This window comes from Natrinema zhouii, assembly GCF_013456555.2.
GTDB lineage: Archaea > Halobacteriota > Halobacteria > Halobacteriales > Natrialbaceae > Natrinema > Natrinema zhouii.
This window is the reverse complement of record NZ_CP059154.1, coordinates 173,890-187,812: the sequence shown is the minus strand read 5'-3', so window position 1 is coordinate 187,812 and position 13,923 is coordinate 173,890. Positions and strand designations below refer to the sequence as shown.

Sequence of the window (13,923 nt, the reverse complement as noted above, 5' to 3'; positions counted from 1 at the left end):
CGTGTAGGAAGCAGTAGCGAAACCCGCGGGCAAGTGCGTTCGGGGCTTGCGATGTCGCGAGCTATCGAAGACGGAGCCACCGTCGTACCGGGCGCATAGCGGGATGGCCGACGCGCTGCAAGACGCCGGGGCCGCACAACCGGGAGTCCGCGGACCATTTCGGTGAGAGTCCATTCAGCGGCTTTCAGTACAAGGAACCATGGAAATCGAAATCGCAACCATCGGCGGCTACGAAGAAGTCGGACGGCAGATGACTGCCGTCCGCGCAGGCGACGACGTCGTTATCTTCGACATGGGTCTGAACCTCTCGCAGGTCCTGATCCACGACAACGTCGAAACCGAACGGATGCACAGTCTCGATCTGATCGACATGGGCGCGATCCCGGACGACCGGATCATGAGCGACCTCGAGGGCGACGTCAAGGCCATCGTGCCGACCCACGGCCACCTCGACCACATCGGCGCGATCAGCAAACTGGCCCACCGGTACGACGCGCCGGTCGTCGCCACGCCGTTTACGATCGAGCTGGTCAAACAGCAGATCGAGGGCGAACAGAAGTTCGGCGTCGAGAACGACCTCGTCAAGATGGAGGCCGGCGAGACGATGTCGATCGGCGACTCCGGAGCAGTCGAACTGGAGTTCGTCAACGTCACGCACTCGATCATCGACGCGATCAACCCCGTTCTCCACACCCCTGAAGGCGCAGTCGTTTACGGGCTGGACAAGCGCATGGATCACACGCCAGTCATCGGCGACCCGATCGACATGGAGCGCTTCCGCGAGATCGGTCGCGAGGGCGAGGGCGTCCTCTGTTACATCGAGGACTGTACGAACGCGAACAAGAAGGGACGCACGCCCTCCGAGAACGTCGCGCGCGAACACCTCCGGGACGTCCTCTACAGCATGGAGGACTACGACGGCGGTATCGTCGCCACCACATTCTCGAGCCACATCGCCCGCGTGAAGTCGCTGGTCGAGTTCGCCGACGATATCGGTCGCCAGCCCGTTCTACTGGGTCGATCGATGGAGAAGTACTCCGGGACCGCGGAGCGACTGGACTTCGTCGACTTCCCCTCCGATCTGGGGATGTTCGGCCACCGCAAATCCGTCGATCGCACGTTCAAGCGGATCATGAACGAGGGCAAGGGCGACTACCTGCCCATCGTCACCGGCCACCAGGGCGAGCCTCGCGCGATGCTCACCCGGATGGCTCGCGGCGAGACCCCATACGAACTGGAAGACGGCGACAAGGTCGTCTTCTCCGCCCGCGTGATTCCGGAGCCGACCAACGAGGGCCAGCGCTATCAGGCCGAGAAGCTACTCGGCATGCAGGGCGCACGGGTCTACGACGACATCCACGTCTCGGGCCACCTCAACCAGGAGGGTCACTACGAGATGCTCGACGCACTACAGCCCCAGAACATCATCCCCGCTCACCAGGACATGAAGGGCTACTCGAGCTACGTCAACCTCTGTGAGAGCGAGGGGTACAAGATGGGCCGAGATCTCCACGTCACGCGCAACGGGAATCTCATCCAATTAGTAGACTGATATGACGAGTCCCGAGGCACGCGAAGAGGCGGTGCTCGAGGCGGTCCGGCAGCGCCGCGAGCAGGTCAACGACGCGATTCCAGAGGAGTTACCGATCCAGCGACCCGAACGGCTCTACGAGGCCTCTCGGTACCTGCTGGACGCGGGCGGCAAGCGGCTACGCCCGACCGTCCTCCTGACGACGGGAGAGGCGCTGACCGATACCGAGCCGCTCTCGGCGGAGTACCGGTCGTTCCCCTCGCTCAACGGCGGGAGTCCGGTGGACATGATGGCCGCCGCGGTCAGTGTCGAGGTCATCCAGTCGTTTACCCTGATCCACGACGATATCATGGACGATGACGACCTCCGGCGAGGGGTCCCCGCCGTCCACAAGGCGTACGATCTCGAGACGGCCATCCTCGCGGGTGATACGCTCTACTCGAAGGCCTTCGAGATCATGCTCGAGACGGGGGCGGAGTCGGATCGCATCGTCGATGCGCTCTCCGTCCTCGCCACCACCTGCACGGACATCTGCGAGGGGCAGTCGCTGGACGTCACCTTCGAGCAGCGAGCCGATGTCTCGCCCGATGAGTACCTCGAGATGGTCGAGCAGAAGACGGCCGTGTTGTACGCCGCTTCGGCGTGTCTCCCCGCGATCTTGCTGGGGGCCGACGACGAGACGATCGACGAACTCTACGGCTACGGGCTCGATATCGGCCGCGCGTTCCAGATTCAAGACGACGTGCTCGATCTGACCGTCCCCAGCGAGGAACTGGGCAAACAGCGGGGGAGCGACCTCGTCGAGAACAAACAGACGCTGATCACCGTCCACGCCCGCGAGCAAGGCGTCGACATCGACGGACTGGTCGACACCGACGACGTCGATGCGGTCACGGAAGCCGAGATCGACGAGGCGGTCGCCGAACTCGAGGCGGCCGGCTCGATTGCCTACGCGAACGAGACCGCCCAGGAGCTGGTCGAGCAGGGGAAGGCGCGACTCGAGATGCTACCCGACAACGAGGCCCGCGACCTCCTCTGTCAACTCGCGGATTACCTGATCGAACGCGGCTACTAGGCCGTCGGACGGGCCGAGAACGGGTTCACGGTCCGTTTTCACTCGAGGGTATGCAACACGGGCCGCCAAATTCCGGGTTTTCGCGACGATCGCTGCTCGGCGCAACCGGAGCCGCAGCGATCGCCGTCACTGCCGGCTGTCTCGACGGTGTACTGTCGTCGAATACGGGCCGCCAGCGAATCGAGTCGGCTGAAACGGACGAGAGCGACGGATCCGCTCGAGAGAAACGAGTCTACCGAAACGAACGAGACGGGGGGCAACGACGGGGACGACGAACCGACCGTCGAGAACTGATCCGCTGGCGGACATCGCGGAGGTTTTGGGCCGGGACCGAGTACCGATCGGTAATGGACGACGAGTTACGCGAGCGCGTCGAGCGCGAGGCCGAGAAGCACGCGCTGTTAAACGCCGTCAAACACGAGAGCGACGCCGCTGTCGGTGCCGTGATGGGGCCGCTGATGGGCGACAACCCCGACTTTCGCGAACACTCCGATGCCGTCCCCGGCGTCGTCGGCGGCGTCGTGGGTCGGGTCAACGACCTCTCGTACGCGGACAAGCGCGCCCGCCTCGAGGAACTGGCACCCGAGGAACTCGCCGAAATCGAGGCCGAGGAGGAGGAAGACGAACACGACCTCCCTGACCTGCCCAACGCCGACGACTACGATGAGATCCGGATGCGGTGTGCACCGAACCCGAACGGCCCGTGGCACGTCGGCCACGCCCGGATGCCCGCCGTTATCGGCACCTACCGCGAGCGCTACGACGGCTGGTTCTGCGTCCGGTTCGACGACACCGACCCCGAGACCAAGCGGCCGGATCTCGAGGCCTACGACGCGATCCTCGAGGACCTCGACTACCTCGGCTTCGAGCCGAACGCGACCTACAGGGCGAGCGATCGCCTCGAGACCTACTACGACCACGCCCGCGACCTGATCGAGATGGGCGGAGCCTACACCTGCTCGTGTTCGGGCGAGGCGTTCTCGGACCTGAAGAACTCGGCCGAGCCGTGTCCCCACCGAGAGAAGGGCGAGTCGACCGTGCTCGAGGAGTTCGAGGCCATGGTCGACGGCGAGTACAGCAGCGGCGAGATGGTCCTGCGGGTCAAGACCGACATCGAGCACAAGAACCCGGCGCTGCGCGACTGGGTGGCCTTCCGCATGATCGACACGCCCCACCCCCGCGAGGCGGCCAGCGAGTACCGCTGCTGGCCGATGCTCGACTTCCAGTCCGGAGTCGACGATCACCTGCTCGAGATCACGCACATCATCCGCGGGATCGACCTGCAGGATTCGGCGAAGCGCCAGCAGTTCGTCTACGACTACTTCGACTGGGAGTACCCGGAGGTCATCCACTGGGGCCACGTCCAGCTCGACGACTACGACGTGAAGATGAGCACGTCGACCATCTCGGAACTGATCGACGACGGCGCACTCGACGGCTGGGACGACCCGCGAGCGCCGACGCTGAAGAGCCTGCGCCGGCGCGGCATCCGCGGCGAGGCCATCGTCGAATCGATGGTCGGCCTCGGGACCTCGACCACCGACGTCGACCTCGCGATGAGTTCGATCTACGCGAACAACCGCGACCTGATCGACGAGGAGACCGACCGCCGGTTCCTCGTCCGCGACGGCAACCAGATCCCGCTCGGCGGGAGCCCGCCCGACGAGGCGAATCCGCCGCTCCATCCCAACCACGAAGAGCGCGGCGTTCGCGAAATTCCCGTCGGCGATTCGGTCATGCTCGAGCCCGAGGACCTTCCAGAACGCGAGGGTCGCATCTGGCTCAAGGGCCTGGGCTGTTTCCAGTTCACCCGCGACGTCCTCCAGTACACCGCCGAGGACATCGACGTGGTCCGCGAGGGCGACGTGGACGTCGTCCACTGGGTGCCGGCCGACGAGCGCGTCCCCGTCCGCATGCGAACGATGGAGGGCGACGTTCGGGGCCACGCGGAACCGGGCGTCGGCGACCTCGCTCCCGACGAGATGGTGCAGTTCGAACGGGTCGGGTTCGCGAGAATCGATCGGCACGACGAGGAGGACGAAGAGACGGTCGCGTACTACGCGCATCCCTAAACGGTTCCGTCGCTCGTCGAGTGACCGTCCCCGAACCGATCAGTTCCCGATTTGGTGCTCGCACGTCGGCGGATTACTCTTCCTCGAGCAACGCGTCTCCCCGTTCGGGATCCGGATCGGCCACGACGCCGTCCTGACGGCCCAGCACGCGGGCGTGGGCGGCACAGACCAGTCGGTTCTCGTCCCAGGGGATGTGCAACTCGACCGCAGCGGGGCGCTCGCAGTCGGACTCGGAACACTCCATCCGTCTGTGTGAACGATACCCACTGCTTCAGTGTTTCCCCGAGGTCACAGCACGAAGAGGGCCACGACGAAGCCGAGCAGGATCGACACCGTCAACAGGACCTGGACCGCCGTCGACGCGAGGACGCCGATCGTCGTGTAGACCGCCGATCGCGTGCTCCCCTCGAGTTCGCCGTTTCGAACGAACTCGAGCACGAAGACGGTGCCGAAGAGGCCGACGAGCAGCCCCAGCGGGCCGGTGACGACCATGAGGACGATGCCGACGACGGCGGCGGCAGCGGTCGTCAGCCAGGAGGCACCGCCGGCCCGCGCGGCGATCGAGCCGCCGAAGAAATCGACGAGCGTCGTGATAACGGCGATGAAGACGAGGACGACGAAGGTGAGAGCGCTCAGTTCCGCGAGCCCGGCCCCCCACCAGTAGACGCCGAGTCCGGCGAGCGAGAGGAGGCCGCTCGGAACCATCGGGACGGCCGCCCCGACGATAGCTCCGACGAGCAACGCGATCGCGGCGACGGTAACGAGATCGACCATACCGGTGGCGACGACGGACCACGGGAAAGGCGTACTGCCTTCGATACTGGTATGTCGGTCGCTGAAACGAGTTCACGGATCCACAGGGTGCCGGCGGAGTCGGTCGTCGGGAGTCGGTCGTGGGCAGACAGCGAACGGTATACGTGTCGGGGAACGAACATCTGGAATCTGACCCACCAGTGCGGAGCGATCATCGTCGGCGCGTTGTATCGACTGCTCGAGGACGCCGATCCCTGCGAACGGTACACATTTGTAAACCCTACCGAATGCTAGACACTATGAGTGGGTCACCGCCGGGCGTTACTCGAGACGACGTCCGGAATCTTTTCGCGCGGGTGGACCATCCGTGTACACCGATTACTGCCGCGGAAGTCGCCACCGATCTGGACTGCCAGCGACACGCTGCACGGGCCACCTTGACGGAACTCGCAGAGCGCGGTGAACTCCGATCGAAACGAATCGACGAGGCGAGCCGAGTCTGGTGGAGCCCCGACGAGAGCGCGGCGATCGGTCCCCGCTCCGACCGAAGCGAGTTCGCTGCCTTCGTCGACGCGGTCGAAGACTACGCCATCTTCATGCTCAAGGCCGACGGTACGATCAGTAGCTGGAACGCCGGAGCGGAACGAATCAAGGGTTACGAGGAATCGGAAATCGTCGGCGAACGGTTCTCGACGTTCTACACTGCCGAGGATATCGACGAAGGAGTGCCCGAACGGAACCTCGAAACCGCCGCGACGGAGGGCCGCGTCGAGGACGAAGGCTGGCGCGTTCGTAAGGACGGGTCGCGGTTCTGGGCGTCGGTCACGATCACCGCCATTCGCAACGAAGACGGCACGCTTCAGGGATTCACGAAAGTCACGCGCGACATGACCGAGCGACGAGAGTACGAACAGCAACTGCGCCGGGAACGCGACCTCACGGAGCGGATCCTCGAAACCGTCCCGGTCAGTATCTACACGATCGATTTCGACGGAGAGTTCATCGGAGCGAATCAGCGAGCGCTCGAGCGGATCGACAGCGACGAATCCGAACTCACGGAGTACTCCGTCGACTCGTGGGATATCTACGACAGCGAGGGAGAGCCGATTCCGCTCGACGAGTATCCATGGACGCGAGTCGTCGAAACCGGCGACCCCATCTACAATTACGAGTGCCAAACCGATGTTCCGAACGGTCGCCGTCGGTGGCTCTCGATCAATGCCGCTCCGGTCGAGGGCGAGCGAGGCGTCGCCGACCGAGTCGTGTCTTCTATAGACGATATCACCGACCAGAAGGAACGCGAGCAACAACTCCGCCGCGAGTACAAGCAGACTGAGAAGTTGTTGCGAACGGCACCGATCGCGATCGCCGTCCAGGATGCCGAGGGCAATACCGTGCTGGCGAACGGACGAGCCCAGGAGGCACTCGGCCTCTCCGAGCAGGAAATCATCGAGAATCCGGATAACGCCGACGAGTGGGAGATTTACGATGCGGACGGCGACGTGGTCGCTCCGACCGAAACGCCGTCAGCACGCGCGTTGGCGACCGGCGAGTCGGTCCTCCACGAAGAGATCATCATCGATCCACCGAGCGGGGAACGGATGCGATTTCGCCTCAACGCCGTTCCCCTCTTCGATACCGACGGGACGATCGAACGCGTCATCACGACCGGCGAAGATATCACCGAACTCAAAAAGCGCGAGCGACAGCTTGAGCAGCGAAAGACGGAACTCGAGACCGAGTTGAGTGAAATTCTCGATCGGATTTCCGACGCCTTCTACGCGCTCGACGACGAGTGGCGATTCACGCACCTCAACGGCCAGGCCGTCGAGCTCCTGCAACGGTCCAGAGAGGAGTTACTGGATCGGGTGATCTGGGAGGTACTTCCCGAAGCACCGAACGTCTATCGCGACAAGTTCGAGACGGCGATGGACACCCAGGAAACGGTCACGTTCGAGCGCTACGTCGCGGAAATCGACACGTGGCTGGAGTTCAACGTCTATCCCTCCGAAACGGGCCTGTCGATCTACTTCCGCGACGTCACGGAGCGCAAGGCGTACCAGCAGAAACTCGAGGAATCCAACGAGCGGTTGGAGCAATTCGCGTACGCCGCCTCCCACGACTTACAAGAACCGTTGCGGATGGTCACGAGCTATCTGCAACTCCTCGAACAGCGATATTCCGACGCCCTCGACGACGATGCTCGAGAGTTCATCGAGTTCGCCGTCGACGGCGCCGAGCGGATGCGCGAGATGATCGATGCATTGCTCGAGTACTCCCGGGTCGAAACGCAGGGCGATCCGTTTCAGCCGATCGATCTGGATGCGGTCCTGTCGGACGTGCGGGCCGATCTCCGGCTCCAGATCGAGGAGAGCGACGCCGACATTACGGCCGAATCGCTTCCCCGCGTCGAGGGAGATCGCAGCCAACTGCGGCAGGTGTTGCAGAACCTGTTGGACAACGCGATCGAATACAGCGGCGACGAACCCCCTCGGATACGGATCGCTGCCGAACGAAGCGGTGCGATGTGGGACGTGTCGGTCCGCGACGAGGGGATCGGCATCGATCCCGACGACACCGATCGAATCTTCGAAGTATTTCAACGGCTCCACAGTCGCGAGGATCATTCCGGGACGGGGATCGGACTCGCGCTCTGTCGACGCATCGTCGAACGTCACGGCGGAGAGATTCGGGTCGAGTCGAGCCCCGGCGGCGGATCGACGTTCTCGTTCACGATACCGGCTGTGGAAGAGGCCGACCGTGAGGGAATCGATACGGCCGCTCGGTGATCGCGTCACCGCTCTCGCGGACCCGCTCCCGTCTCGTTCTCCGTGTTACCGGTGTCTGCTCGAACATCGCGGAGACGGCGATAATTGCATCACTCGTCGACGAATCGGGTGCGGACCTCGAGCGCCACATCTGTCCCGTAGTGGTCGACTATCGGACAGAACGCGCCGCCGAGCGCTCGCATACATTGTCCCGACGAGTGATACTCGAGCCGTTCAGCGACGCGCTCCGCGTCCCGTCCCTGAAGGGCGCGCAGGACGAGCAACCGTTCCTCGCGACCGGTCAGATCGACGGCGGCCGGATCGTCGACGAAATACCGCACGATGAGATCCCTGAACGGGCCGGGATCGACGTCGAACAACCCCGGTCCGTAGGCGGCACCCGCGACGACGCGCCACTCGTGATCGGTCAGTGTGAGCGGCGGTCCAGCGTCGGCGTCGACGCTTCGGAGCACCGCGCGGGCGATATCGGGCTCGAGGTCGTCGATCGCGTCCGAACTGAGGGCGGCGAACCGCCGGACGAACCAGTCGGCGTGGCGGTCGCGTAACGCTCGCCCGGCGTCGCTGATCGGCGCGAGCATGAGCGCGGAGTACTCGCCGCTGGCGTCGTTGCGCGTCGTGGAGACGTGGACCGTCCGGTAGCCGTTCTCGCGCCAGAACTCGAGGAGGCCGGGAGTCGCGCCGAAGCCGGTTCCGAGCCAGTCGATCCCACCCGTCGCGTCGCTGTCGTCGCTTCCCTCCCCGGCGGTGAACTCTTCCCCGATTCGCTCGAGCAGCCGTGAGCCGAGCCCCCGCGAGCGCGCTGCGTGGTGGGTCGCGATGCGGACGACACGGAGTCCCGCCGGCTCGCCCGCCGCCTCGTCCCGAAGTTGGCTCGTCAGGATGTCGGGTAGCATGTTCCCGCGGACGCGACCCCCCTCGTACATCATCGCGCGGGTCTCCGCCGAAAGGTTGCCCTCGCGTGCAAGCAGGGCGACGCTGACCACGTGACCGTCGTGGACGAGCGCTCGGGCCTCGAGGTTCGGCGCGTCGAGCAATCGCGCGAGGTCGTTCGGCTCGGTCCGGTAGTGTGCGAGGACGAGCAGCCCGAAGGCCTCGCGGAGCAGACTCTCGTCGGCGAGCAGGTCGTCGCCCTCGAGTCGCCGGTAGTCGACCGATTCGGGGACGGCATCGGCCACGAGCGGTTCGACGGGCGGACGCGCGTCGAGCAACAGGGCGCGAAACGCCCACACCTCGACGGGGTCGCCCGCCGCGTAGCGAATCGGCTCCACGAGCGTACAGTCGGTCACCGCGTGGTCGCTCTCGGCGAGTCGATCCCGGAAACGGACCGAGAACCCCCGGCCGGCTCCCTCGTAGCCGTGGATCGTCGTCGCAAAGGCGACGCGGTTGGCGGCCAGCAGCGACTCGAGGGTGGCGACCGGGAGCGCGGCGGCCTCGTCGACGACGACGATATCGGCCGACTCGAGGGCCGCGATGGCCGCGCTCGGCTCGAGAAAACGGACCGAGCCGCCGGCCGCGGTCTCGATCCGGAGTGAGTCCCCTGCCGGTTTGTCCTCGGCTGCGCCGCCCTCGAGCGTCTCGCAGAGTTCCCTCGCCCGTTCGAACAGCTCGCTCGCGTTCCGGGATGAGGGCGCGGTTACGAGCACGTCCTCGCCGGCGATAGCAAATGCGCCCGCAGCGAGCCCCGCAGCGCTGGACTTCCCGCGACCGCGGTCGGCCTCGAGCACGACTGCCCGCTCCCGTTCGAACAGCGACTCGAACGCGGCGACGGCATCGACCTGATCGGTCGTCAGGCAAGCCTCGTAGGCGGCGGCCGGGAATCGGTGGTCCGGCGGCGGCGTCGGTGTATCGTTCGCTCGCCTCGGTGCTGGATCGGTTAGCCCGTCGGACTCGACCCGATCGGTCTCGAGATCGACGATCGCGATGCCGCGGTGTGCTCGCATTGTCTCGACGAGCCGCCGCTTGAATCGGCCGGTGACGTCGTCCAGTTCGAACGGCGGGACGGCCAGCGACGCGTCGAACCCGTCTCGGCGGTTCGGCCACTCCTCGAGCGGCGGTACGAGTAACACGAGGAGCCCCCCGCCGTCGACCGCTCCGACGACTTTCCCGAGCGCGTTCGGCTGGAGTTCCTCGTGAGCGTCGATGGCGATTACGTCCCGCGTCGTCCCGAGGAGGTCGCCCGCGTTGACCTGCGGAATCTGTTCGCAGCGGAGTCGGTCGTCGGGACCGACGAGCGTCGTCTCGGTGATCCCGACCGGGAGCGTATCGAGGATCGACTCGAGGGCATCGTACCCCCGTTCGTGAGGGCCGGAGAGAACCAGCAGTCGGCGCTCGTTCGCCCGTTCGGCTTCCGCGACGAGCGACTCGGCGAGGCCGACGAGATCGACGTCCATGTGTTCGCGTTGGTGCCTCGAGAGTAATAGGCAACGAACCGCGACAGTACTTCGTGTCATTGAATATTTAATTCGTGTATCGGCGCTCACGGTGAACGATTCACGAGTCCGAACTGTCCGTGCGGTGGCCTCCCACAGCCTCAGACGTTTGAACACGCTTTTAAGGGGGGCAGCGCTATTCGTGGGTACACCCTACGCGGGGTTGATGATGCTCCTAGCTTCACAGGACTTCCGCCGGGATCGGCCCGGCACGGGTACCCAGTGCCCGGACGGCAGGGGAGCGCGAGCCCACGTGTAGGAGAGGTGAACAACCAATGTCAGTTTACGTAACCACGGAGATCCCAGCCGACCTCGCCGACGACGCCCTCGAGGCGCTCGAGGTCGCACGAGACACCGGCCGAGTAAAGAAAGGAACGAACGAAACCACAAAGGCGATCGAGCGCGGCAACGCCGAGCTCGTCTACGTCGCCGAAGACGTCTCCCCCGAGGAGATCGTCATGCACCTCCCCGAACTCGCCGAGGAAAAGGGCATTCCTGTCGTCTTCATCGAGACGCAGGACGACGTCGGCCACGCCGCCGGCCTCGAGGTCGGCTCGGCCGCCGCGGCGATCGTCGACACCGGCGAAGCCGAAGACGACGTCGAGGATATCGCCAACAAGGTCGAGGACCTCGACTGAGGTGATCAGAGATGAGTGCTGAAGAGGAAGAAAGCGGCTCGACGCCCGCCGAGGTTATCGAGGTCGTCGGCAAGACCGGCATGCACGGCGAAGCCATGCAGGTCAAATGCCGAATCAAGGAGGGCGAGAATCAGGGACGTATCATTACCCGCAACTGTCTCGGACCGGTTCGCGAAGGAGACGTACTGCAGCTTCGCGAGACCGCCCGGGAGGCCGACTCCATCGGAGGACAATAATGGTCGAGAAACGCACCTGCGACTACACTGGCGAAGAGATCGAACCCGGCACGGGCATCATGTATGTCCAGACGAACGGTACCGTGCTCCACTTCGTCGACTCCAAGGCGGAGAAAAACTTCAAGCTCGGGCGCGAACCGCGCGACCTCGAGTGGACCGAAGAAGGTCGTCGCAGCAAGGGTCCAGCACAGGCTGACACGCCTGCTGACGAGGAAGTCGACCAGACCGAGCAGGTCGAGGCCGGCGAAGACGAGGACCTCGAGACGGAAACCGACGCCGTCGACGAAGACGACGAAGACGTGCCCGCCGGGGACGAAACCGTCGACGAAACCGAGGAAACCGAAACGCAAGAAGCCGAATCCGAAGCCGAGGAAGCCGAGACCGAAGCTGAGGAAGCATGAGCGATCACGAGCGCACCTTCGTGATGGTCAAGCCCGACGCCTTCGCGCGTGGGCTCGTGGGCACCGTCGTCTCCCGACTCGAGGACCGCGGGCTCAAGCTCGTCGGTATCAAGGTCGAGACCATGCCCCGCGAACGGGCCGAGGAACACTACGGCGAACACGAGGACAAGCCGTTCTACGACGACCTCGTCGACTTCATCACGTCGGGACCGGTCGTCCCGATGGTCTGGGAGGGCCAGGACGCGACCCGTCAGGTCCGTCAGATGATCGGTGAGACCGACCCGCTCGAGGCCGATCCCGGAACGATCCGGGGCGACTACGCCCTCGATCTCGGTCGGAACGTCGTTCACGCCGCCGACCACGAGGACGAGGGCGCGAACGAACGCGAAATCGGGATCCACTTCGACGACGACGAGCTGATCGACTACGATCAGCACGACGCCGAGTGGCTCTACGAGTAACTGAACGCGATCGGACGACGGCTCTCGATCGGAATTTTTCCGCTCAGTTGAACGCGTCTCGAGCGACCGTCGAGATGCCTCGTGTATCGACCGGTGAGACGAGTGTATAGTAGACAAGGTGCGGACGTTCTCCCAGTTGTACTACTTTGGAATAACGACGTATTTAATACACCTATTTTTCTAGGGAGACGTAACATCTAATGTGTCGGCTGTAGAAGAGGCCCATGGTGGTTTCGAATGGTAACACACGGTAGGTGGTTCGGGGATGCGTGAAACGGAGGGAGAGGGGACAGGGTTGACATCGGAGGCGACACCGTCGCTTGATCTCGTCTTCAATCTCCTCTCGAATAGTCGACGGCGGTACGCGCTCTATTATCTCAACGACCAACCGGACGGCGTCGCAACGATTGAGACCCTCGTCGAGAACGTTATCGCTCTCGAGGAGGCGACTGACGTCGACGGAGAGACAACGGCCAATACACGAACGACAACCGGTCAGGAGGAGGGGGGCTCGACGGACCGGCAGACGAACGTGCGAACGGAACTCCAGCACGTCCATCTGCCGAAGCTCGAGGATGCGGGACTCCTCGAGCACGATCGGCGAAGCGGGACGGTGCGATACTGGAGCCAGCCGTCGGTCGAAGAGTGGCTCGAGCACGCCTACCACAAGGAAACGGCGTAATCGCGGGGATACCGAATCGGCCGATAACCACGAACGGCAGCTGGGGGAGCAATCGGCCACCGATCGTTGAAAGCTTTAATACCCAGTTCGTGGTGGGAGGAGTGAAGTGTCGGTAAATCGCACGACGAGACGGCCGTGACTTTATGAGGTGTGATATCGTCTCACTCCTCAAAACTTAACAGGCGAGATACCGATACAGAACGTGAGGTGCACACTATGGCTGATCACGAACTTCCACCACTTCCGTACGATTACGACGCGCTCGAACCGTCACTGTCCGAGCAGGTACTGACCTGGCATCACGATACCCACCATCAGGGCTACGTCAACGGCCTCAACTCCGCCGAGGAGACCCTCGCGGAAAATCGCGAGGAGGGTGACTTCGGCTCCACGCCCGGCGCCCTCAAGAATGTTACCCACAACGGCTGTGGCCACTATCTCCACACGCTGTTCTGGGAGAACATGTCGCCCAACGGCGGCGGCGAGCCGGAGGGAGACCTCGCCGACCGCATCGAGGAGGATTTCGGTTCCTACGAGGGCTGGAAGGGCGAGTTCGAGGCCGCTGCCGGCGCCGCCGGTGGCTGGGCACTGCTCGTATACGACCCGGTTGCCAAGCAGCTTCGCAACATCGCGGTCGACAAGCACGACCAGGGCGCACTCTGGGGCTCCCACCCCGTCCTCGCGCTGGACGTCTGGGAACACTCCTACTACTACGACTACGGTCCGGACCGCGGAGACTTCATCGACGCCTTCTTCGACGTCGTCAACTGGGAGAAGGCCGAAGAGGAGTACCAGACCTGCCTCAATCACTTCGAGTAAGCGCGAGTTAGTCAACCCCGAATTTTTCTTGCGGATC

At 64.0% G+C, this 13,923-nt stretch carries 13 protein-coding genes; 10 read left to right on the top strand and 3 right to left on the bottom strand.

Going from position 1 to position 13,923, the window contains the following annotated elements; all coding sequences use genetic code 11:
- Positions 1 to 199: 199 nt before the first annotated feature.
- The 3 genes from HYG81_RS19670 to HYG81_RS19660 all read left to right on the top strand — a co-directional run bounded on the left by HYG81_RS19670 (position 200) and on the right by HYG81_RS19660 (position 4,678).
- A complete protein-coding gene (locus tag HYG81_RS19670) occupies positions 200 to 1,552 on the top strand; it encodes a ribonuclease J (RefSeq protein ID WP_180841409.1) in 1,353 nt (450 codons plus the stop codon).
- Between the two features lies 1 nt (position 1,553).
- Complete coding sequence (idsA3, locus tag HYG81_RS19665) at positions 1,554 to 2,606, top strand: geranylfarnesyl diphosphate synthase (protein WP_180841408.1); 1,053 nt, start codon at positions 1,554 to 1,556, stop codon at positions 2,604 to 2,606.
- 347 nt (positions 2,607 to 2,953) lie between these two features.
- Entirely contained in the window at positions 2,954 to 4,678 is a 1,725-nt protein-coding gene (locus HYG81_RS19660; protein ID WP_180841407.1) for a glutamate--tRNA ligase, read from the top strand.
- 73 nt (positions 4,679 to 4,751) lie between these two features.
- Here HYG81_RS19660 and HYG81_RS19655 read toward each other — a convergent pair whose 3' ends face one another.
- Positions 4,752 to 4,922, bottom strand: a complete 171-nt coding sequence (locus tag HYG81_RS19655; RefSeq protein WP_180841406.1) for a DUF8014 family protein — start codon at positions 4,920 to 4,922, stop codon at positions 4,752 to 4,754.
- A gap of 44 nt (positions 4,923 to 4,966) precedes the next feature.
- The gene (locus HYG81_RS19650) at positions 4,967 to 5,452 is read right to left on the bottom strand and encodes a DUF456 domain-containing protein (RefSeq protein ID WP_180841405.1); all 486 of its coding nucleotides are present in this window, start codon (positions 5,450 to 5,452) and stop codon (positions 4,967 to 4,969) included.
- A gap of 278 nt (positions 5,453 to 5,730) precedes the next feature.
- Here HYG81_RS19650 and HYG81_RS19645 point away from each other — a divergent pair, with 278 nt between their 5' ends.
- Positions 5,731 to 8,220, top strand: coding sequence for a PAS domain-containing sensor histidine kinase (locus tag HYG81_RS19645; protein ID WP_219628705.1), 2,490 nt, complete (start codon positions 5,731 to 5,733; stop codon positions 8,218 to 8,220).
- 89 nt (positions 8,221 to 8,309) lie between these two features.
- On the opposite strand, the gene tmcA is transcribed toward HYG81_RS19645, so the two are convergent.
- Positions 8,310 to 10,610, bottom strand: coding sequence for a tRNA(Met) cytidine acetyltransferase TmcA (gene tmcA, locus HYG81_RS19640; RefSeq protein ID WP_180841403.1), 2,301 nt, complete (start codon positions 10,608 to 10,610; stop codon positions 8,310 to 8,312).
- 314 nt (positions 10,611 to 10,924) lie between these two features.
- Here tmcA and rpl7ae point away from each other — a divergent pair, with 314 nt between their 5' ends.
- The 6 genes from rpl7ae to sod all read left to right on the top strand — a co-directional run bounded on the left by rpl7ae (position 10,925) and on the right by sod (position 13,886).
- Positions 10,925 to 11,287: a 50S ribosomal protein L7Ae gene (rpl7ae, locus tag HYG81_RS19635; RefSeq protein WP_180841402.1), complete on the top strand. Its 363-nt coding sequence runs from the start codon at positions 10,925 to 10,927 to the stop codon at positions 11,285 to 11,287.
- Positions 11,288 to 11,298: 11 nt separating this feature from the next.
- Positions 11,299 to 11,523: a 30S ribosomal protein S28e gene (locus tag HYG81_RS19630; protein ID WP_006184658.1), complete on the top strand. Its 225-nt coding sequence runs from the start codon at positions 11,299 to 11,301 to the stop codon at positions 11,521 to 11,523.
- Entirely contained in the window at positions 11,523 to 11,924 is a 402-nt protein-coding gene (locus tag HYG81_RS19625) for a 50S ribosomal protein L24e (protein ID WP_180841401.1), read from the top strand. The genes HYG81_RS19630 and HYG81_RS19625 overlap by 1 nt, the downstream gene beginning before the upstream one ends.
- Positions 11,921 to 12,385, top strand: coding sequence for a nucleoside-diphosphate kinase (gene ndk, locus HYG81_RS19620; protein ID WP_180841400.1), 465 nt, complete (start codon positions 11,921 to 11,923; stop codon positions 12,383 to 12,385). Before HYG81_RS19625 ends, ndk begins: the two co-directional genes overlap by 4 nt.
- A 265-nt stretch (positions 12,386 to 12,650) precedes the next feature.
- A complete protein-coding gene (locus HYG81_RS19615) occupies positions 12,651 to 13,067 on the top strand; it encodes a DUF7344 domain-containing protein (protein WP_180841399.1) in 417 nt (138 codons plus the stop codon).
- Between the two features lie 216 nt (positions 13,068 to 13,283).
- Entirely contained in the window at positions 13,284 to 13,886 is a 603-nt protein-coding gene (sod, locus tag HYG81_RS19610; RefSeq protein WP_180841398.1) for a superoxide dismutase, read from the top strand.
- The last annotated feature ends 37 nt before the right edge of the window (positions 13,887 to 13,923 follow it).